We start from the raw sequence: 21,476 nt of genomic DNA on the forward strand, positions 1-21,476 counted from the left end.
TTTCCACATTTCCACATTTCCACATTTCCACATTTCCACATTTCCACATTTCCACATTTCCACATTTCCACATTTCCACATTTCCACATTTCCACATTTCCACATTTCCACGTTTCCACATTTCCACATTTCCATATTTCCACATTTCCATATTTCCACATTTCCACATTTCCACATTTCCACGTTTCCACGTTTCCACATTTCCACGTTTCCACATTTCCAAGAGGCTTGACTCCATAACATCTTGAATATAATGAAAGACAAAGGAACCTAAATGAAAATAACCATAATTGGAGCCGGTAATGCAGGTTCTGCTTGTGCGTTTATGGCTGCAGAAGCAGGACATAAAGTAACAATACTGAAGACTTCGAACCGTATTACCCATGATGACCATTTTGAAGCTATGGCCAAAAACAAAGGGATATATTGTATCGATAACACCAAAAAGGGCCATTTTACCGATAGCGCTGATGACGCAGAAACAACCTTTCAACCTTTAGAATTGATTACGCGAGATCCCAAAGCAGCCATTGAGGGCGCAGATGTGATAATGGTGTTTATTCAAACCACATACCATCATGCTTTGGCAGCTAGAATTGCAAAGTATTTTAGAGATAATCAGCTTGTTATCTTAATTCCGGGCTATGCCGGCAGTATCTTCTACAAGAAATATTGCTCAAATAATCCGATATTTGCGGAAGGAGAATCAACACCAAATGACGCAAGAGTTGTCGAACCCGGCACCGTAAAAGTGTTATTCAAAAATGCCAGAAATGCGTTATCATTTTTCCCAGCCACAAGAACCACAGAAGGCATGGCCATTGCGTCACGTTTGTTCCCTGCATACAATATTGAAATGAATAATGTTCGCAAGCATATATTTGAATCAGCTCTGCACAACCCCAATATCATCGTCCATACCATAGGCCTGTATGTGATGTATCCGATGCTTGAGTACTGTGCTAAGCATCATCCTGACGAAGTGCCCTATATGTACCGTGATGCACTTTCCACAAAAATAGCCTGGTTGATGATTGAAAAATTAGATGCTGAGAAGATGGCAGTATTAACAGCCCTTGGCTGTGAAGCGATCCCTTATTTGAACGCATGCCTGTTTAGAAATGAAGAAGATTTGAATCAAGATCCTAGAGCCGTTTTCGAAAGCTACAAAATTTCATCTCCTCCAGGCCCTTATAGTTTTGATAATCGCTACGTCACGGAAGATGTGCCCATGGGGCTAGTGTTGTTATCATCACTGGCAGACAAACTCGAAGTTAATGTGCCTGAATGTAATCGACTTATCGAGATCTGCGGCGGCATATTAGCCAGAGACTTTTTTACCGAAGGTAGAACCTTAACATCATTAGGCTTAGGTGATTTATCAACAGAGGAGTTAATAAACTTTGTCATCGGCAACGTGTTACCAACCACAAAACTGATCGCTTAACTAAACAACTGCATACCGATGAGCTTTACCCATAAAGAGTAATACCAATCAGTATTATTCAATATCAGCGAAAAGTCGGATACAAAAAAGGAAGCCGAAGCTTCCTTTTATAGATGACAAACTGCCGTTTACTTATACTTGCGCATAACTAACGTTGCATTTGTACCACCGAAACCAAAGCTGTTGCTCATTACAGTATTGAGCTCTTGCTGTTGCATTTCAGTGACAATTGGCATACCCGCCGCTTTTTCATCTACGGTATCGATATTGATGCTTGGCGCAATAAAGCTGTTTTCCATCATAATCAAGCTGTAGATGGCTTCATGAGCACCTGCAGCACCTAATGCATGACCGGTAAGCGACTTAGTCGATGCGATAGCTGGTAGGTTATCACCGAAGGTTTCACGTAAAGCTTCTAGCTCACGCATATCGCCAACGGGTGTTGAAGTACCATGGGTGTTGATGTAATCAATTGGAGTATCAACATCAGCCAAAGCCATCTGCATACAACGTACTGCCCCCTCTCCTGACGGAGCAACCATGTCGTAGCCATCTGATGATGCGCCGTAACCAATGACTTCAGCGTAGATTTTAGCGCCACGAGCAAGTGCATGCTCAAGCTCTTCAACGACAACGATTCCGCCACCGCCTGAAATGACAAAACCGTCACGGTCAGCATCATAAGTACGTGATGCTTTTTCCGGTGTGTCATTGTATTTAGTAGACAATGCACCCATTGCATCGAAGCCCATAGTCAGGGTCCAATCGACCTCTTCTGAGCCACCAGCAAATACCATATCTTGCTTACCCATTTGGATAAGTTCAACGGCATGGCCGATACAGTGTGCACTTGTTGCACAAGCTGAACTAATTGAGTAGTTCATGCCTTTGATTTTAAATGGTGTAGCTAGACAAGCACTGGCTGTGCTCGACATGATGCGTGGCACAATATATGGCCCAACGCGCTTCACACCTTTTTCTCGTAACGTATCAGCTGCTTGTACTTGGTTAGCAGAAGATGCTCCGCCGGTACCCGCAATAATACCGACCCGTGGATCTGAATATTGTTCTTCGGTTAGTCCTGCATCTTCAATCGCTTCAGCCATTGCTATGTAGGCGTATGCTGCAGCATTACCCATAAAGCGTAATGCTTTACGATCAATGTGCTCTTTAGGATCTAACTTGATATCGCCCCAAACATGGCTGCGCAGCTTCATTTCTTCAAACTGATCTGAGTGGGTAATACCACTACGACCCGCTCTCAATGATTCAGTGACTTCTTGCTTGTTGTTACCGATACTTGAGACAACGCCCAAGCCGGTGATCACGACTCTTTTCATTATTAACTATCCATTCTATACAGGTAGTACCCATTTTGCTGCGCTAATGGTATCGCTTTTAACCCATTTAAGTGGTCAGCTTTCCATAAAGAACACAAAAATAGTGCCTAAATTGAGACATAGCGTGAAAACCTCACCTAAATTGCAGCATAAAAATGTACAATTTAGCTCAAGTTATAAATATCCTACCCTGTTTTTGTGAGGGTTTAATTTAACATTAAAGACGTAACCATGACAGTCAGTAACAATATTAGGTCAATCTTAGCGACTAACAACAGCGAACATATCTCCATTGCGATGCTCGGTTCAGGCTCTGTAAGCCAGATTTTAGAGCTGATAAAACTGCATTCAACTAAAGACTGTTCGCTAACATTAAAGGTTTTCTGTGCTATTGATGATCATATTGACCGAGTATTTAAGGCCTTATTACAGACTCGTCCAGAAATTCATCTCGTCGCGATAGAAGGCTGTCAACGAGTAAAGCTTAACCATGGCAGTTTCATTATAGATTTCCACTTAGGTGATTATGAGCAGCAGTTACGTCAACTGCCATTCTGCAACAGCTTAATTTCTCATTGGTTGTGCACCGCAAGATTTGAAACACAATCGATTTCGCAAGCGTTATTTTGGCAAATGGCCAAACACAGTCAAGATAATTGTCACTGCCTAATATCTGATGAGCTGTCCATTGAGACTCAACAAAAACTGCTAACACTAAGTAATATGGTTGGATTTATTTTTGAAAACTCAATCAGAAGTTCAGGCCAAATAGATATCGATAATGTTCTGTTAATGGAGCGGCAGGCTTTGCGAGCTCAGCAGTCAAGTCAACAAGCTCCCTACCCTATTCAAACTGCAGAAAGTACTACTGAGATTGCCGTAATAGGGGGTGGAATTGCGAGTGCTAGTTTAGTTTTATCGCTGGCAGAGCGACATAAAAAAATCCGTGTATTTTGTGAAGATAGCGAGTTGGCTCAAGCGGCATCAGGTAACAAACAAGGCGCTATCTACCCATTGCTCACACCTGATAATAATAGCTTAAGTCAGTATTTCCAGCAGGCCTATCTCTTTAGTTTGCATCGCCTAAACACACTTGCTACTCACGAGTATCCGATAGATTTTGACCTCTGCGGCGTACTGCATACTGGCCATGATGAACGAAGCCGAAAGCGAGTACAGAAGATAATCAACGGACATCCGTGGAACGACGATATAGCCCTTGCCGTTGATGAAAAGCAGTCAAGCGAAATTGCAGGCATAGAGATAAATGAAGCTGGGATTTTTTACCCTTTAGGTGGCTGGGTCGCACCGCAAGATCTCACCCAAGCATCATTTGAACGAGCGCAGCATTTATCTGATGTTAGTGTGCGAGTAAACACTCAGATAACGGCACTTGAAAAGTCCGATTCAGGTTGGTTTTTAGTCAATAAACAACAACGCCTAGGCCCCTATAAAACAGTGATAGTTGCCAACGGTAAGTCTCTTACTCGCTTTGAGCAGACTAAACATCTACAAGTCACAGGTTTTAGAGGTCAAGTTAGCCATGCTCCAACAAGAGCTAAGCTATCTAAACTCAGTACGGTATTATGTGCCCATGGTTACATGACCCCGGTGAATAACGCCCAGCACTGTTTAGGCGCGAGTTATGTTAAAGATGCCGACAACTTGGCTTATAGCCCACAAGAGCAAGTCGATAATCTACACAAGATCCAACATAGCTACTTAGATAAAGATTGGAACCGCGACATAGATATATCCAAACACAGTGCCCGAGTCGGTGTGCGCATGGTAACTCGCGATCATGCTCCTATGATGGGACCCGCTCCTGACCTAGATGCAATCATGTCGCTCTACAATAATCACCAACTCACTCCTGCAAGTAGAAAGTTTTGGCAAAATACGCCTGCTCCAGTGCACAAAGGCTTATACATCTTAGGTGGACTAGGTTCTCGAGGCTTAAGCTCAGGCCTGTTAGCCGCTGAAGCATTAGCCGCTCAGATCTGCGGTGAAGCCATGCCACTCAGCACGGAATTTGTCGCGCTTTTAAATCCGAACCGAATGTGGATGCGAAAGCTGCTTAAAGGTAAGGCGTTAGAGGTTAGTTAGTTGCCAAATAACTTATAGTCAGACGCCCTTCAAGGCGTCTGACTGTTTAAACTACTCAGCACCCGCCATCATTAGGGCATTCTTAAAGTCATTAACCCAACGACGATAGACGGTTTTAACGTCGCCCCAATTGAAGACTTGAGTATTTTGCTGCCATTGATCAAATCCTTCACCACGATCGGCAGCTTTGGCTAGCACTTCTCCACTCGGACCATCTTTCACGACGGCAAGCAACATCATAGAACCGGAGTTTTGTGTGTAAGTTTTACCCATCGAGCTATAACTACGCCTAGAACTCTCTATCGGTGCACTTAATCGAATATCAGTGACTGCCACCTCAATAACCAAAGTGTTAGGTCCTGCTTTATCGACAAGCTCGAAAGGCTGATCTTCATTAAACACACTGGTGACAATAACACCAAACTCAGTCGACATCTTTTTTAGTGCTTTTTCGGGGAGCTCATAGGTGGCATTTAGTCCATCAGCTCTTCTATCTATTCGTGGTGGTTTATAATCTGCGGGGTGGTCATTGGTGACTGTAGCGGCTTTAAAATAGAGTTTTGTATACTTGCCCCAGTCTACATTAGGTCTTGCAAAAGAGAGATCCAATACTGAGTTGTCGATTTTAACTAAACCGTCTTTGGTCACTTGAGCATCCGGGCCTGTCTCTAATGTTGGTGTTTTTGTCGCACAACCTGTTGTGAGTACGATAAATAGTAGCAAACACCCCTTTAAAAATAGCGTCATTTAATCAGTCCTTTAGTAAACGAGATTCAAATTAAATATGGTTGCTATTTTCGACTAGGTCAATGTTGCATTGAAAACAAATAAGCAATTAGTACAGTAAATTAAAACCACAAAAAAGCCACAGTCTTAGCTGTGGCTCAATATATGTTTAGCACTCTCAGGACTACCGTTTTACTTTAACTCGATTATTGGTATCACGACTAGTACGGATCAACTCATCACCAGTGACGGTAGCAGCTGATTTAGCCAGTCTGTCATACAGTAAAACATTAACTGATGCAGCTAAGTTCATACAACCCACTGTCGGCACATATACAACGGCATCGGCGCGATTAATCACTTGTTGGCTAATAGTGCCGTCTTCTGGGCCAAAGATATATATCGCCTTGTCTGGGTGCTCAAACTCAGGCAGCGGGATAGCTCCCTCTACCAAATCAACACAAACAACAGTCACATCAGCAGCAACGGCATCAATAAGAGACTCGACCCCAGTCAGTGGGATCTGCTCGCTCGCCGCTTTAGTATCGGTATTATACTGTGCGTTACCATTACTCGCGGCTAATGGGTAACGTCTACCGGTATAAAAAACCTCATCAGCGCGGTAACAACCCGCTGCACGCATTATGCCGCCGACATTGGTAGGGCTTTTAGGGTTTAATAACCCTATCGCGCTATATCCCTGAATACTCATAAGCTTAATAACTCAAACATGGCAGGCTCAAGCGGCCAGTTTACTGCTTAACTGTAACCAGGCATCATTAACAAGAGCGTAGTCATTATCATCAAGCTCTTCTCTAGCAAGAGCCAAACATTCAACCATCTGCAATGCTAAAGCTTGAGTGCCTTGATCGCTTTCATTCTCTAGTTTTGATAGCACTACCGCAAAGTGCCCTTGTAGGTATCCGCTGGCAAATAGGGCATCATCGTCGCCTTCAGCAACAATGCTTTCTATCCAATCTTGAAGGGTTTGCTCATACTTATCTATCATTGAGTGCTCCACAATCTCAAACTATTGGGCTTATTCCAATAGGTAATAATTAACGGTATTCGACGCAATTAATGCAGTCTTGTTAGCTAGGCTAAATCTGGGTTGGCCACTTGATACATCACATAATCGTGATAGCCAGTCACCACTTTATAATAACCTGTTAGCTCTTTATCTAATTCAGGGTCGCCACTATCCACAATTAGTGGCCGTCCTTCAAGTGCTTTTAGCTTTGTTTTTGTCGCCAAAATAACAATATTGCTCTTGCCCACTCGTCTTATCAGCTCTGGTGATAACTGTTGATTACCTCGACCTAATATATGGCCTTGCCCGCCTATAAGAGTTATAAACAATTTAACCGACTGGTTTTCAGTAAGTTTAAGTAGCTCTTCAGCTGACAGATCACTCGCCAGCAATTGCTGCTGTTGAATGAGATCAACCCCAAGTAAGGTGTTTTCGAGTCCAAGCTCTTCCATGACAGCAGCAACCGTGCTGCCAGAACCGATGACAATAAGGTCATCTTCCATTAGCTCAATAGCCTCAGCGGCTATGTCTGCAAGCACGAGTTCATCGGTTTCTTTGCCACCCATTTTCACCGCTTGCACATAGCGAGGCTCTGCAGGTACCAGCATTTCGCCAAAGCACTTAGCTTTAACGACTCCCGTTCTAAAAGCAGCTTCGTCGATATCCATCACATCAGCGCTCATTAAGCTAACAAGTTCTCCTTCGAGTAACATTTTCAGCACCACGCCTGATGCATGAGGAGTGATCCCATAAACACCTGAATGGATCTTCACCCCAGCCGGCACTCCAAGTACAGGGATATTATCGTCAGCAATCGCGTAAATATCTCGTGCAGTGCCATCACCACCCGCAAACAACAATAGATCTAATGTTTCGTTGAGCAGTTCAGTCACAACAGCCTGAGTATCTTGCGCAGCGGTGTCAGTCGGTGCCTGATAAACGACGCGAACATTAAAGCCCATATTTCGCGCCAGCGTTTCTCCCATATCACCAGAAGCAGTTATCACCTCTATTCGGTCTTGATAGGGTAAAACAACGTTTAAAGCTTGTTCCATTCGCAGATGAGACTTTGGCTCAGCGCCTTTCGCTAATGCTATTTCTGCAACGCCATCACTGCCTTTTAAGCCGACAGTTCCACCTAAGCCTGCAAGTGGATTAATAATCAAACCAAGACGAAACTTACTCACTTAGACAAACTCCATTTAAAGCCAGACTCACCATTATAAAATGCCTATTAGACTGCGCTCAATTCACGATTAACCTCAGGTTTCGATGAAGGGATAAACAACACTGCAATCATTGACAGTACTGCACAAAATGCAGCAAAGACCCAAGTCGTCACTGCCCCAGTGCCATCTCCCCAAATAATGCCGCATAACCAAGTACCTAATGCACCACCAACACCAAAACTTAGACTGGCATAAAGCGCTTGCCCTTGACTACGTCGACTGATATCAAAGTGCTTATGTACAAATTGAATCGATGCGGCGTGTGTTAGCCCGAAGGTGAAAGCATGCAACACTTGGCTCAAACTTAACCACACTAAACTGTCGACCCCAAAAGCGAGCAACAACCAACGTACGGCAGTCAGTGCGATACTAATAAACAGTAAAAACTTAACCCCAAAACGACCGAGCAGCTTAGGAGCATACATAAACATTATTATCTCGGCGACCACTCCCAACGCAACAAAGATACCAGCCACAGCTTCGGTATAACCGGCCTGCTTTAGATATAAAACAAAAAAACCATAAAAAGGACCAGCACTCATCTGCAGCAACATGGCTGAAATAAGAAACCAAATAACCGCTTTGTTAAATGCGATAGGTTGCCGCTTTACCTCTTTCTCTACCTTTGCTCTGTTTGCCGGTAGCGGCAATGCGCTAGCTAACATACCAATAAAGAGTGCCATGCCGATATAGGGGAGAATTTGTGGCCCCCAATGGCCAATAGCAAAACCACCGCCAACCACTAAAACGATATAACCAACACTGCCCCAACTACGAATTGCGCCATAACGTGTTGCGTTTTCGCCAAGGGTTTCTAAGGTAATAACCTCTAATTGCGCCAATATAGCGTTCCAAAAGAAGGTATAAATAGCAAGACTGATTGCAAGATAGGTCAAGCTGCCATCGTAGAAAAAACTAAGGTAAGAGATAGCTGCTGCGCCGGCGCCAATTTTAATGAGTTCTGAACGCATGCCCGTTCTATCAGCAACAATGGCCCATAGATTAGGGGCAATGATGCGAGTGCCCATTAAAATGGCGAGCAGAAAACCGATCTCTTGGGCATTAAAGCCACGGCTATCAAAAAATACGCCTAAGTAAGGCACCATGACGCCAAGAATAGAAAAAAAGAAGAAATAACAAGCACAGAGCCAGCGTAATTGCTGCTCTGTGTTTTTGGGCTGAAACATTAACGCATTCCGATAACTGGTGTACTGCTATTCACATCCATATTCTGTGCACGGTGACGTAGTAAATGATCCATTAATACTATCGCTAACATTGCTTCTGCAATAGGTACAGCACGAATGCCTACGCAAGGGTCGTGCCTGCCTTTAGTGACCACTTCAGCTGAGTCACCTTGGGCCGTCATACTCTCGCCAGGCACGCTAATGCTTGAAGTAGGCTTCATTGCAATGTGGGCAACAATTGGTTGGCCTGAAGAGATCCCACCGAGTATGCCGCCAGCATGGTTGGAAGCAAAACCTTCAGGTGACATCAAATCACGATGCTCAGAACCTTTTTGGTTGACCACTTCAAAACCATCACCAATTTCAACGCCTTTTACCGCATTAATGCCCATTAGAGCATGTGCCACTTCAGCATCTAATCGATCAAAAACCGGCTCACCTAAGCCAACAGGCACGCCAGTTGCTACCACGGTCACTTTAGCGCCAATTGAGTCGCCGCTCTTCTTAAGATCACGCATAAACTCATCCAAAGCTTCAAGCTTTGACGCATCAGGGAAGAAAAATGCATTTTTTTCTATCTCTTTAAAATCAACAGCTTCAGCTTTGATTGGTCCAAGCTGCGACAGGTAGGCATTAATCTCTACACCATGAACTTGTTTCAAATACTTTTTGGCAACTGCGCCTGCAGCCACTCGCATAGCAGTTTCACGCGCCGATGAACGACCACCGCCACGATAATCTCTCACGCCATACTTTTGCAGGTAGGTGTAGTCAGCATGACCAGGACGGAACAGATCTTTTATGTTTGAGTAATCTTTGCTGCGCTGGTCAGTATTTTCAATCAAAAGCCCAATTGAAGTTCCTGTTGTCTGTCCTTCAAACACGCCAGATAAGATGCGCACTTCATCGGGTTCACGACGAGCAGTAGTATATCGAGAGGTTCCTGGTCGGCGACGGTCTAGATCGTGCTGCATATCTGCTTCACTTAACTCAACACCTGGAGGACAACCATCAATAATACAACCTAAGGCGACTCCGTGACTCTCACCAAATGTAGTGACGACAAAATTTTGCCCAATACTGTTTCCCGACATCGGTTTTCTACACCTCAATTTTCATAATTAGATTAGTACCTACTCCACAAAAGAAGTAGGCACTCACATATAGCAGCCACATTAAGCTAGGTGGCTAACCGCTATTATTCACTATCTTTGTAGATAACGAATAGTGATTCATTCTCAACTAGCTGGTCGCGTGTGAGGATAAACACCCCATCACCACCATTTTCAAAGCTTGCCCAAGTGAATGGCACATCAGGGAATTGCTCAATGATATGCACCATAGAGTTACCCACCTCAACCACCAACAAGCCATCTTCTGTGAGGTAATCCGCGGCATTAGCCAAGATACGCTTGGTTAAATCTAAACCATCACGACCAGACGCTAAACCGATTTCAGGCTCATGATGATACTCATCAGGCATATCGCCGATATCTTCAGCATCAACATACGGAGGGTTTGATACAATCAAATCGTACTGTGGGCCTTTTGGAATCGCAGAGAATAGATCCGACTCCATTGGGAAGACTCTGTCCATAACGCCCAGTGTCTCGATATTAATCTGCGCTACTTCTAGCGCGTCATCACTAATATCCAATGCATCGACTTCAGCATCTTCGAATTCATAAGCACAGGCGATGGCAATACAGCCACTGCCCGTACATAGGTCCATCACTCGATTAACTTGCTTGTTATATAACCAAGGGCTAAAGCGGTTAGCGATCAGCTCTGCAATTGGTGAACGTGGAACCAGCACTCTTTCATCAACATAAAACTCTAAACCAGCAAACATCGCTTTATTAGTAAGATATGGAACAGGCAAACGCTCCCTTACTCGGCGAATGATTAACTCGACGATTTTGTGTTTTTCACTGATCGTCAGGTTAGAGTGAATGACTTGTTGGCCAAGCTGTTCTGGCAGGTGTAATGCATGAAATACCAAGGCAATAGCTTCATCCCAAGCATTGTCAGTACCGTGCCCATAGTAAATATTTGCATCATTAAAACGACTGACGCCCCAGCGCAACATATCACCGATAGTTCTTAATTCATTAACGGCTTCATCAACAAAAATCTTATCCAAAATTCACTCCAACGTTTTTATTCCGACTCATTGTAACTGAACTCTATTCATATGGCATCGGATTCAATAAAATACCCTTATGAATAAAAAAACAGATAAAGATGAATTGGCACTATTTGCCGAGCTGACAAAGGGCATGAAACCTTTGGAGCAAAACAAACGCCACTTCAAAACTGCACCGAAAGATCGCAAAGTCGTTGAAGAAAAAGAGCAACAGTTACACGCTGACAGCTTCTTTTCAGATACTTATCAACCTTTGCTGCCAGAAAATGGTCCAATGAAGTGGGCAAGAGACGATGTTGATAGCTTTGAGGTTAAGCGTCTGCGACGTGGCGATTACGCTCCAGATCTTTTATTAGATCTGCACGGTATGCGGCAATCAGAAGCAAAGCTAGAACTTGCAGCACTGATCCAAGCCTGTGTAAAACAGCAAAGTCACTGTTGCTGCATTATGCATGGCCATGGAACTGGGATTTTAAAGCAGAATATTCCGATGTGGTTAGCGCAGCATCCCCATGTAAAAGCATTCCACCAAGCGACTAAAGAATGGGGTGGTGATGCAGCCTTACTGGTACTCATCGACATCGGCGATCTTCCTTATCGTCGTTGAGAAAATGATTTTACAGCCATAAAAAATGAGTCCATTTGGACTCATTTTTAAGCTATCAATTAAAACATTATTAACCAATCATATGCGGCGCATACTGCCACTCTAATGACGTATTCCCTGCTGTCTTTGTGATCAGTGTGGTACCTGAAGTCGCAAACAGTGGTGGCTCAATCCCTGGGACCAATTCACTCACTAAATAACCCAATAACGGCATATGCGCTAAAACCAGTACATTGTCTGCTTCATAGTGTTCAGCATAGGCAACAATGGTATCGGCGACAGTTGCAGGATCGCCTGCAGGAACAAGTTCATCAAGGGTTAGCCATTTTCTAGGCTTTGGAAAGTGCTTCTGCACCTCTTGCCAACTTTGTTGTGCACGTAAATATGGGCTCACCAAAACTAAATCAAATTCAGTAACGCTCTGCCCTAACCAATTACTCATCAAGCCAGTGTGCTGGCGGCCTAAGTCAGTTAATGTACGCTCTCTATCTGAGTGTGCATTAAAACCTGCTTCACCATGTCGCATTAAAAATAGCTGCATACTTCGTGGCTACTCCCAATTTTTATTGTTATTGGCTAATTGTAGTCTGAATATTGACAGCAACATACCGTTTTTTGTTAATAATTAGTCGAATAGCACATAGTCACGCTTTAGGATAAATACCATTGTTACCCGTTCCTGCAACTACCCAGCTAAAATTGCCCCAAATTTAGCCAAACAGAAAGGTTTATTTACTGTTTAGCCAGCTTGTGTTTGAAGATAAGTAAAAATGATGGCAAGTTAAGTTATTACAGCAAACTTGAACACCTCCCAACACATGCTTAGCCGCCAAGAAGTCATGCAGCTACTTGATGGGAATTAGGTTTTACCCGTGCTTTATCTGTAAGTGATTACTAAAATAAGTATCTAGGTTTATGCTGTTCGATCCATTGGAGCAATACTTTTGCCAACAAACAAAAAAGTTATCACTAGTCCAAATGACCACCGCAAGTATCGTAGCTTAACCTTAGATAATGGGTTATCGGTACTGCTAGTCGAAGATTGTCAGTCAACCGAAGCCGCTGCATCGATGGCAGTAGCTGTAGGTCATTTCGACGATCCTGTCGCTCGCCCTGGCATGGCTCACTTTCTTGAACATATGCTTTTTTTGGGGACAGAGAAGTTTCCTCAAGCTGGCGAGTATTCAGCCTTTATTAACCAGCATGGCGGCAGTAATAACGCCTGGACAGGCACTGAGCACACTAACTTTTTTTATAGCATTAACGCTGCACAATTTGAAGAATCACTGGACAGGTTCAGTCAGTTTTTCGTCGCGCCTTTGTTCGATGTCGCGCTAGTAGAGCGAGAGCGACATGCCATTGAGTCAGAATTTAGCATGAAGCTAAAGGACGATATTCGTCGTGTCTATCAGGTGCAAAAAGAGACCGTCAATCCAGCTCATCCATTTTCAAAGTTCTCTGTCGGCAATTTAGAAACATTAGCAGGCGATGAATCAGAATTAAGAGCTGAGTTAATCGCTTTTTATAAAGAGAAGTACAGCGCAAACAAAATGACGTTGTGCATTGTTGCGCCAAACAAACTAGATGAATTAGTCAAACTAGCTGAGCGTTATTTTGGCCAAATAGAACATCGTAAATTAGTAGTGCAGTACCCGGACACGCCTATTTATCTAACCGAACAGCTTCAATCAAAAATCAATATCGTCCCGCTAAAAGAGCAAAGACGAATTGCGATTACATTTGCCTTACCGGCCCTTGAGACTTTCTACAAACACAAACCATTGACGTTTATCAGCCATCTTCTGGGCTACGAAGGAAAAGGCAGTTTACTCTCTTACTTGAAAGAACAAGGTCTTGCGAATAACCTGTCTGCAGGTGGCGGTATTAATGGCTACAACTTCAAAGATTACAATATCAGTATTCAACTGACAGACCGAGGTTTAAACAACCTCAAGCTCGTTATTGACTGTGCTTTTGAATATATTGCCTTGATTAAAGAACATGGACTTGAAGATTGGCGATACGGTGAAAGAGCTGCGTTACTCAAGGTCGCGTTTCAATACCAAGAGCAAGTAAAAGCATTAGATTTAGCAAGCCATTTAAGCATAAACATGCACCACTACGATATTGAAGATGTTGTATACGGCGATTATCGAATGGATGGTCTCAACCTTGCTGAAACAGAGCAGCTTTTGGCATTGATGACACCAACTAATATGCGGTTACAGCTTATTGCTCCTGAACTTGATACTGATAAACAAGCCGCTTGGTACCACTCTCCTTATCAAATACGACCAATTCCCCTGGATGATTTAACACGTTGGTCAACGCCTAATGTACGCCCCGAATTAACACTACCAGCAGCAAATCCATTCATTATCGATCACTGTGTAGCCAGAGCGGAGAAAAGCAATGGCACTGTCCCCCAAGTCGTTGCTCAAGAAGATGGTTATCGGATCTGGCACAGAAAAGATGATGAGTTTAATGTCCCTAAAGGGCATTTGTATCTATCATTAGACTCAGCTCAAGCAGCCGCCTCGCCAAAGCACGCAGCATTAACAAGACTATACGTTGAGATGCTGCTCGATTACTTAACCGAATTCACCTATCAGGCTGAAGTCGCCGGGCTTAGCTATAATATCTATCCCCATCAAGGTGGTATAACGCTTCACTTAACTGGATTCACCGGCAAACAACAAGCGCTGTTATCTCTTGTGATTGAAAAAGCACGAGAACGAAACTTTACCCAAAGTCGTTTCGAACTAATTAAAAGACAAATATTACGCAGTTGGTATAACCATACTCAAGCAAAGCCAATATCCCAGCTCTTTACCAGCTTGACTGTCACGTTGCAAAAACGCAGCTTTGAACCAGCCCGTATGGCTGAATTTCTGGAAGAGATAACCCTTGAAGATCTGCATGCACATGTCAAAAGTTTTTATGAAAAGGTGCATCTAGAGGGCTTGGTTTACGGTGACTGGTTGGAGAGTGAAGCAAAAGCACTTGGTATTAAACTTGATAAAATCCTATCGTTAGTAACCTCTCCGAGTGCAGAGTCTTCCAGAGAGTTAATTGATCTCACGAATAAAGGTACCCTGTTAAGAGAGATCCCAGTCGAACACCAAGACAGTAGTATTATTGTCTATTATCAGTCTGATACCGCGACTCCTGATAATATGGCAGTGTTAAGTCTGCTAAACCATACGATGTCTTCAACCTTTTTCCATGAGTTGAGAACCCAAAGGCAGCTAGGCTATATGGTAGGAACGGGATACCTACCTCTTAATCGCTACCCCGGTATCATTTTCTATATCCAATCGCCTAGCACGGGCCCACAGATTTTGCTCGAGGCCATTGACGAGTTTATCGCAGACTTTACTTATGCCATCTTACAAATAACCAATGAGCAATGGGAAGCGACCAAAACAGGTCTAATTAACCAAGTGATGGAGCACGACTCAAACCTTAAAACGCGCAGTCAGCGCTATTGGTCAAGCATAGGTAATAAAGACTTTCAGTTTAACCAACGCGAACTAGTAGTCGCGCAAATTAAAACCTTAACACGTTCTGATTTAATCAAATTCATTATGAACAAAATGCGTACTAAGCACTGCGACAGACTGGTACTGTTTAGCACTGGAGAGTCTCATCAAGATCAAACTCCACTAGAGTCCAACAATATGATTCTAGATCTTAGAGCCTTCAAACTTAAAGCAGAACAATTTGATTACTAACGACTATAATTTCAATGATAACTTGTGGCATAGATAAAGCCGAGCCACTTCGTTATCCAGGGCTAAAGGGAACAAGAAACACTAAAAACAAGCTAAATGGACAGATATCATACTGAAAGGACACTAATAATGATAATTAGCTACAAAATACACGAAGGTTTTTGACAATGACTTCACTTTCTGAAAAAGTGAGTATTATCCCCTGTTGCCTTATGACATTGACTAAAAATAAAATTAAAAATATGCCTAAGACATTACTAAAAGTTGTACTTTTTTTGCTCGCCTCTTTTGTCCCGATACAGCCCTCTTTAGCATTTACGCTAAACTCTGTATCGTTAGGTGTACCTGAGGGGCTCTCCCAGAGCAATGTAACCTCTATAGTAGAAGATGCTGATGGTTATGTCTGGGTAGGAACCGTCAATGGACTCAACAGGTACGATGGTAATGAATTTCGCCATTACTTTCCCTCAGAAAGAAATGAATTAGCAAGCGCCTTCATTCGCAGCCTATATATTAGCCACTCTGGAGCTATGTACATAGGAACAGATAAAGGTTTATCAGTTTATGACCCTATCCAAGATAAATTTATAGCCTCAAAAAGTCTAGGATTTGAAATAAGTGAAGCTATATGGACAATACATGAATATGATGACAACATTTTTATTGGAACCGAAAATGCTATTTATATTGTGAGTCAACTCAGTAATAACAAATTACTATTGAAAAATAAATATTCAGGTGATTTTGGTTCTGTAAAAAAAATACTTTTCTTTGAGAGTGAAATGGTTATTAGAAACTATGCCGGTGATATTTACTCCATTTCTAATGATGTTACCTTAATAAATGAAAAAGTTAATTCCATTGGCATTATCAACAACCAACTTTATGCATTTAAAGATGAAGGAACTTTCAATTATAACAATAGTTCTTGGTCAAAAGTAGGTTCTAAATCATACATAAGCACGGCAAATAATGAAAACTTTAACCTGGGGCTAAATAAGAGATCTATTTTCAACATTGATAAAATATCAAGCCCTGAATCACTTGGTGAAATCAATATACCTGAGAAGAACTTAGAGCACCCTCAAATAATAAGAGGATTAACAAAAACCTTCATACTAAACCAAAATAGTGGACTAATAGTCATTGATGACAATAGCAACTTAGTTAGAAGTCGTTTAATCGACAATGGTAATGTTTGGTCTGTATCTTCCACGCAAAAATCAAATATAATTGTTGCAGCTGACGACCCATTTATTCGTATATTTAATCCAGAATTTAAACTTTTGAGTAAATATGACTCTCAGGCAAAAGGGCCTAAGTCAGCAGTTCAAATTAGCAACATGATTTACATAGCCAGTACTAAAGGACTATCTTCTTTAAATACTCAAACAGGTGCGCTAGAGACTATTGTTAGAGGTACATTTTTCACAATAAAAGTTAAAAGCGATGGTAGTAGTTTATTCGTTGGCTCAACATCTGGAAAAATATTACAATACTATTTAGATACTGGTTTCATACAAGAATACAATGTCGACCTTGGAAACCCAATATTTGATATAAAAGAATATAAGAGTAGTTTATTGATTGCAACTCAAGGAGGTTTATTTAAGCTGGACAATAGCTTTGTAACACCACTTTATACAAAGCAATTAGTAGTTAGTGTTAATACCTTTGGTGATAAAATCCTATTTGGAACAGGAACAAGCTTACTAGAATTAGAGGAAGATACAAAACTAGTCAAAGAAATTTACAACAACGATAAACCTATATTTTCCATCACTCAAAACATTAAATATATAATAGCGACATCTATAAAAGAAATTATAGTTAGGAACAAAGAAGATGGGAGCACTTACATTTTAAATAAGGAACTAGGAATTCAAGATGAATATAATGCTCAAGCAATCCTAAATGACAATGAAAACATATACATTGGGGGGATATTAGGTATTAGCATTTTATCTACAGAAAGATTAAATCAATACTTGTCTGAGCATCAGTCACCTGAAGTGAATTTAAATGAGCTCCTAATATTTAACATCCCTGAAAACACAAGTGGTAGCATCCTAAATAAAAAGATAAACGTAACAGAGAAAATAACAATAAAATATTCTGATTATCCTTTTACATTAACATTTAACAGTCCTAAAAGTTCGCTTAAAAATATTAGCTATATCTACCAAATGCGCGGCCTTTCAGATTCACTTATCAACTCTAAAGGAATTAACTCTGCAACTTATACAAATCTATCACCCGATGATTATGAATTTGCGGTTTACGCAATCGATCCTGTTACAGGACAAGCTGGAGAAGAAAAAACACTTAAAATAGAAATCACTCCTCCGTGGTGGTTATCAACTCCAGCTAAAGCTTTATACTTCTTAGTCGTGCTTTTAATATCCATTGCAATAATAAAAATTTCGATGAGAAGAAGGGTGGTTCAAAGACAGATAGCTAAAAGTGAAGAGCGGCTGAAACTGTCACTGTGGGGTAGTGGTGATGAGATGTGGGATTGGGACATTGAGACAGGACAAATATATCGCTCAAATATTTGGGGCTCGTTAGAATTTCCAAGAGATGGTCAACGCTCTGGTCAAGAGGGGGAAGAGAGTAATATTCATCCTATGGACCAAATTCGAGTGCGCGATGCCTTGAATAAGCATTTCTATGGCGAGACTGATCATTTTGAAGCGGCGTACCGAGTTAAAGGCAAGTCTGACGACTGGGTGTGGATTTTGGATCGTGCCAAAATTGTCGAGCGCGATGAGAATGACAATGCACTGCGTATGACAGGTACGATCAAAAATATTAGTAATTTTAAACAAGCTGAAGAGCAACTGAGACTTTTTGAGCGGGCGATTCAAAATATCTCTGAAGGTATGTTTATTTTAGATAGCGAGTTCTGTTTTGTAGAGGTAAATGAAGCCTGTTGCGACCTTTCAATGCTAAGTAAAAAAGATTTTATTGGCACACTGTTTAATTTTGACCTTTATCCAGACAGTTACTCCGAACAGATCCGTTCTATATTAAAGCAGCAAGGTCGATGGAGTAATGAAGTCGAATCAGCTCGTGGTAATGGCACCAGCTTTTTAATGGAATTAACTATCGATGCCATTTACGACGAACAGGGTGAATTGTCTCACTATGTTGGTATTTTTTCTGATGTCAGTCGACGTAAGCAGCAGGAAGAGGAGCTAAGAAAGCTTACCAATAACGACTTGCTAACCAACCTCCCCAACCGCTCTAACCTTATGGTGACACTCGGTAACTTGGTGAAAAGAGATTCTCACCATACATTAATGGTTTTGGATCTTGATAACTTTAAGAAAATTAACGACTCCTTGGGTCATCAAGTCGGCGATGAACTGCTTATTCTTGTTTCTGAGCGAATTCAAGCCGCCGTGCCGCATCACACCAGTATTTATCGTTTAGGCGGAGATGAGTTCGCTATTTTGATTGATAAAAACCCTGATATAGGCGTAAGCGCAGTTATCGCGAAAACAGTCATCCACGCCTTTGAAACCGCTTTTCAACTGTCCGCTGAAAAAGTCGTGGTTGGGGTTAGTATCGGTATCGTTTTGTACCCTGAAGATGATCAAAATGAACAAGCCCTGCTGCGTAAAGCCGATATTGCGATGTACCATGCTAAATCTGCTGGAGGTAATCGCTATCAATTTTATTCAGAATCACTCAACAAGAATGCGATTAGACAGTTAGAGGTAGAAAACCTTATTCGTGAAGGCATTAAAGATGATCTGTTTGAAGTGTATTACCAACCAAAAATAGATTTGAAAACAGGTAATATGGCTGGTATGGAAGCACTGGTTCGCTTAAACCATCCCGAGCATGGCTTAATTCCGCCTAACAGCTTTATCCCGCTAGCCGAGGAGAACGGACTCATCGTTGAGATTGGTGATATAGTCCTCAAGAAAGCGTGTTTTGCAGCGCAAAAATGGCGCTCCCAAGGGTTATTTAACGGACGTGTGGCGGTCAATTTATCATCAAAGCAGTTTGCTCTGCCCGATCTTCAACAGCGTATTGAATCTGTGTTACGCCTAACTCAGTTGCCAGCAGCAAACTTAGAACTTGAAATAACCGAAGGAACGGTAATTCGTGAACCAGAGAAAGCGATAAAAGTGATGCAGCAGCTATCAAAAATGGGGGTAAGTTTAGCCCTCGATGACTTTGGTACCGGTTACTCTTCGTTGTCATATTTAAAGCGTTTTCCAATCCATACTCTTAAGATTGATAAAGCATTCGTTGATGATATCGATAAATCCGATCGCGACTTAAAAATGGTCGATTCAATTATCACTATCGCTCATAACATGGGGCTTTCAGTGGTTGGTGAAGGCGTAGAAGAAACGTCTCAATTGAGTATTTTACGAGCACTAAAATGTGAAGAGATCCAAGGCTATATTTATAGCAAAGCAGTCACCGAACATGAGTTCACCAACCTCTTACATAATGATACCAATGCTAAGCCATTGAAAGCTGTCTCACTAAATAAAGCGCAATAACTCAACCATGTAAACATTGGCACAACATCTGCAACAACCTTCTCAATAGTCAAAAAAATGATACTTTGAGAAGGTTAAGATGAAAAAGATAATTAATGGATTAGTTGCTTCAGTTGCATTTGCATGTTCACTCCCAGTTATGGCTTCTAGCCACACATCAATAGAGAACTTCGATAGCAGTTACCTGGTACTTGGACTTCAAACCGCGGGTATTCCACACATTAAAGTGAAGCCCGTTCAAACAGCAGGTATCCCGCACATCAAAGTGAAGCCACTACTTACTGCAGGTATCCCGCACATCAAAGTGAAGCCATTGCAAACCGCAGGTATCCCACATATTAAAGTAAAACCATTGCTTACTGCGGGTATCCCACACATCAAAGTGAAGCCACTGCTTACTGCAGGGATCCCGCACATCAAAGTGAAGCCAATACTTACTGCAGGGATCCCACACATTAAAGTGAAGCCATTACTTACAGCAGGGATCCCACACATTAAAGTGAAGCCATTGCTTACTGCGGGTATCCCGCACATCAAAGTGAAGCCATTGCTTACTGCGGGTATCCCGCACATCAAAGTGAAGCCATTGCTTACTGCGGGTATCCCGCACATCAAAGTGAAGCCAATGCATACTGCGGGTATCCCACACATTAAAGTGAAGCCATTGCTTACTGCAGGGATCCCGCACATCAAAGTGAAACCACTGCAAACAGCTGGTATCCCACACATCAAAGTGAAACCACTGCAAACAGCTGGTATCCCACACATCAAAGTGAAACCACTGCAAACAGCTGGTATCCCACACATCAAAGTTCTTAACCAAGCTGCGGCATAGAGGAGATAAATTATGTTTGATTCAATTATGCAAATTCTAGGTCTCGCAAAACCAGCTCGTAAGAAAGTTAAGCTACCTGAAGGGTTAAATCATCTAGAAGTGATCCCGGCCAAAGGTTGGTGGAACTAAGTATCAGCAGAGGTATTTAGCTGAAAATACAAACAAAAAAAGGAGCTTAGCTCCTTTTTTTTGTTTGCATCCATTACTGCAGTTTACATCTTTATCGAGGCACCCTGCTTGCCCATCGCTTTACGATAAGCCAGTTGCTTATGGGAATTAAACAACGGATATGCTGCTGGCCCCAAGAATGCCCCCGCAACAACCCAGCGCTTTACTGGTAAGCCAGCGTTAAAAGCTGCCTGTCCAAGTAAAAAGCTGGATAAAACTAAAAATAAAACAATTGGGAATACCACTTACCTACACCTCACATCAAATAAGTCAGCGTCCATACCTTAAAGTCATTCAAGCTGGGCATTATATCCTCTACAACACCTAAAAGAGAGTATTTTTTAGTCAATTTTTTGCCACTTAACATAAAAAATGCGGCTAAATGTAGCCGCATTGTT

General features: G+C 42.0%; 17 protein-coding genes. 6 read left to right on the forward strand and 11 right to left on the reverse strand.

The window, feature by feature from the left end; translation table 11 throughout:
* Positions 1 to 201, reverse strand: a 201-nt coding sequence (locus tag L2730_RS05070) for a hypothetical protein (protein ID WP_248973604.1), incomplete at its 3' end; no start/stop codon positions are given.
* Between the two features lie 73 nt (positions 202 to 274).
* Here L2730_RS05070 and L2730_RS05075 point away from each other — a divergent pair.
* Positions 275 to 1,447 carry an NAD/NADP octopine/nopaline dehydrogenase family protein gene (locus L2730_RS05075; RefSeq protein ID WP_248973605.1) on the forward strand — a complete coding sequence of 391 codons (1,173 nt, stop codon included), beginning with the start codon at positions 275 to 277 and terminating at the stop codon, positions 1,445 to 1,447.
* 128 nt (positions 1,448 to 1,575) lie between these two features.
* Here the strand turns inward: L2730_RS05075 and fabB are convergent, their stop codons facing one another.
* Positions 1,576 to 2,787: a beta-ketoacyl-ACP synthase I gene (fabB, locus tag L2730_RS05080; RefSeq protein WP_248973606.1), complete on the reverse strand. Its 1,212-nt coding sequence runs from the start codon at positions 2,785 to 2,787 to the stop codon at positions 1,576 to 1,578.
* 231 nt (positions 2,788 to 3,018) lie between these two features.
* Between fabB and mnmC1 the strand changes: the two genes are divergently transcribed.
* Positions 3,019 to 4,893, forward strand: coding sequence for an FAD-dependent 5-carboxymethylaminomethyl-2-thiouridine(34) oxidoreductase MnmC1 (gene mnmC1, locus L2730_RS05085; RefSeq protein WP_248973607.1), 1,875 nt, complete (start codon positions 3,019 to 3,021; stop codon positions 4,891 to 4,893).
* Between the two features lie 51 nt (positions 4,894 to 4,944).
* Here mnmC1 and L2730_RS05090 read toward each other — a convergent pair whose 3' ends face one another.
* The 7 genes from L2730_RS05090 to prmB form a co-directional block, all read right to left on the reverse strand.
* A complete protein-coding gene (locus L2730_RS05090; protein ID WP_248973608.1) occupies positions 4,945 to 5,640 on the reverse strand; it encodes a DUF3313 family protein in 696 nt (231 codons plus the stop codon).
* Positions 5,641 to 5,803: 163 nt separating this feature from the next.
* Positions 5,804 to 6,331, reverse strand: coding sequence for an RNA methyltransferase (locus tag L2730_RS05095; protein WP_248973609.1), 528 nt, complete (start codon positions 6,329 to 6,331; stop codon positions 5,804 to 5,806).
* A gap of 27 nt (positions 6,332 to 6,358) precedes the next feature.
* Complete coding sequence (locus L2730_RS05100; protein WP_248973610.1) at positions 6,359 to 6,628, reverse strand: YfcL family protein; 270 nt, start codon at positions 6,626 to 6,628, stop codon at positions 6,359 to 6,361.
* A gap of 86 nt (positions 6,629 to 6,714) precedes the next feature.
* A complete protein-coding gene (locus L2730_RS05105) occupies positions 6,715 to 7,836 on the reverse strand; it encodes an ATP-NAD kinase family protein (protein ID WP_248973611.1) in 1,122 nt (373 codons plus the stop codon).
* A gap of 47 nt (positions 7,837 to 7,883) precedes the next feature.
* Positions 7,884 to 9,065: an MFS transporter gene (locus L2730_RS05110; RefSeq protein WP_248973612.1), complete on the reverse strand. Its 1,182-nt coding sequence runs from the start codon at positions 9,063 to 9,065 to the stop codon at positions 7,884 to 7,886.
* On the reverse strand, positions 9,065 to 10,159 hold the full coding sequence (gene aroC / locus L2730_RS05115; RefSeq protein ID WP_248973613.1) for a chorismate synthase: 1,095 nt from the start codon (positions 10,157 to 10,159) through the stop codon (positions 9,065 to 9,067). The genes L2730_RS05110 and aroC overlap by 1 nt, the downstream gene beginning before the upstream one ends.
* Positions 10,160 to 10,263: 104 nt before the next feature.
* On the reverse strand, positions 10,264 to 11,208 hold the full coding sequence (prmB, locus tag L2730_RS05120) for a 50S ribosomal protein L3 N(5)-glutamine methyltransferase (protein ID WP_220737600.1): 945 nt from the start codon (positions 11,206 to 11,208) through the stop codon (positions 10,264 to 10,266).
* Between the two features lie 79 nt (positions 11,209 to 11,287).
* On the opposite strand from prmB, the gene smrB reads away from it, so the two are divergent.
* Positions 11,288 to 11,818, forward strand: coding sequence for an endonuclease SmrB (gene smrB / locus L2730_RS05125; RefSeq protein WP_020913193.1), 531 nt, complete (start codon positions 11,288 to 11,290; stop codon positions 11,816 to 11,818).
* Positions 11,819 to 11,888: 70 nt separating this feature from the next.
* Here the strand turns inward: smrB and sixA are convergent, their stop codons facing one another.
* Positions 11,889 to 12,359, reverse strand: coding sequence for a phosphohistidine phosphatase SixA (gene sixA / locus L2730_RS05130; RefSeq protein ID WP_248973614.1), 471 nt, complete (start codon positions 12,357 to 12,359; stop codon positions 11,889 to 11,891).
* Between the two features lie 403 nt (positions 12,360 to 12,762).
* Between sixA and L2730_RS05135 the strand changes: the two genes are divergently transcribed.
* The 3 genes from L2730_RS05135 to L2730_RS05145 all read left to right on the forward strand — a co-directional run bounded on the left by L2730_RS05135 (position 12,763) and on the right by L2730_RS05145 (position 20,910).
* A complete protein-coding gene (locus L2730_RS05135; protein WP_248973615.1) occupies positions 12,763 to 15,552 on the forward strand; it encodes an insulinase family protein in 2,790 nt (929 codons plus the stop codon).
* 242 nt (positions 15,553 to 15,794) lie between these two features.
* On the forward strand, positions 15,795 to 20,075 hold the full coding sequence (locus L2730_RS05140) for an EAL domain-containing protein (RefSeq protein ID WP_248973967.1): 4,281 nt from the start codon (positions 15,795 to 15,797) through the stop codon (positions 20,073 to 20,075).
* A gap of 79 nt (positions 20,076 to 20,154) precedes the next feature.
* On the forward strand, positions 20,155 to 20,910 hold the full coding sequence (locus L2730_RS05145; RefSeq protein ID WP_248973616.1) for a hypothetical protein: 756 nt from the start codon (positions 20,155 to 20,157) through the stop codon (positions 20,908 to 20,910).
* Positions 20,911 to 21,122: 212 nt separating this feature from the next.
* On the opposite strand, the gene L2730_RS05150 is transcribed toward L2730_RS05145, so the two are convergent.
* On the reverse strand, positions 21,123 to 21,323 hold the full coding sequence (locus L2730_RS05150) for a hypothetical protein (RefSeq protein WP_248973617.1): 201 nt from the start codon (positions 21,321 to 21,323) through the stop codon (positions 21,123 to 21,125).
* Positions 21,324 to 21,476: the final 153 nt, after the last annotated feature.

The sequence above is a fragment of the Shewanella kaireitica genome (genome assembly GCF_023284045.1).
GTDB classification, from domain to species: Bacteria; Pseudomonadota; Gammaproteobacteria; order Enterobacterales; family Shewanellaceae; genus Shewanella; species Shewanella kaireitica.

What these genes read in the sequence shown, in the direction of transcription:
- L2730_RS05100 (WP_248973610.1), bottom strand. Translation starts at nt 6,628, where the DNA reads ATGATAGATAAGTATGAGCAAACCCTTCAAGATTGGATAGAAAGCATT.
- fabB (WP_248973606.1), bottom strand. Translation starts at nt 2,787, where the DNA reads ATGAAAAGAGTCGTGATCACCGGCTTGGGCGTTGTCTCAAGTATCGGT.
- smrB (WP_020913193.1), top strand. Translation starts at nt 11,288, where the DNA reads ATGAATAAAAAAACAGATAAAGATGAATTGGCACTATTTGCCGAGCTG.
- mnmC1 (WP_248973607.1), top strand. Translation starts at nt 3,019, where the DNA reads ATGACAGTCAGTAACAATATTAGGTCAATCTTAGCGACTAACAACAGC.
- L2730_RS05145 (WP_248973616.1), top strand. Translation starts at nt 20,155, where the DNA reads ATGAAAAAGATAATTAATGGATTAGTTGCTTCAGTTGCATTTGCATGT.
- L2730_RS05095 (WP_248973609.1), bottom strand. Translation starts at nt 6,331, where the DNA reads ATGAGTATTCAGGGATATAGCGCGATAGGGTTATTAAACCCTAAAAGC.
- L2730_RS05075 (WP_248973605.1), top strand. Translation starts at nt 275, where the DNA reads ATGAAAATAACCATAATTGGAGCCGGTAATGCAGGTTCTGCTTGTGCG.
- aroC (WP_248973613.1), bottom strand. Translation starts at nt 10,159, where the DNA reads ATGTCGGGAAACAGTATTGGGCAAAATTTTGTCGTCACTACATTTGGT.
- L2730_RS05090 (WP_248973608.1), bottom strand. Translation starts at nt 5,640, where the DNA reads ATGACGCTATTTTTAAAGGGGTGTTTGCTACTATTTATCGTACTCACA.
- L2730_RS05140 (WP_248973967.1), top strand. Translation starts at nt 15,795, where the DNA reads ATGCCTAAGACATTACTAAAAGTTGTACTTTTTTTGCTCGCCTCTTTT.
- L2730_RS05110 (WP_248973612.1), bottom strand. Translation starts at nt 9,065, where the DNA reads ATGTTTCAGCCCAAAAACACAGAGCAGCAATTACGCTGGCTCTGTGCT.
- sixA (WP_248973614.1), bottom strand. Translation starts at nt 12,359, where the DNA reads ATGCAGCTATTTTTAATGCGACATGGTGAAGCAGGTTTTAATGCACAC.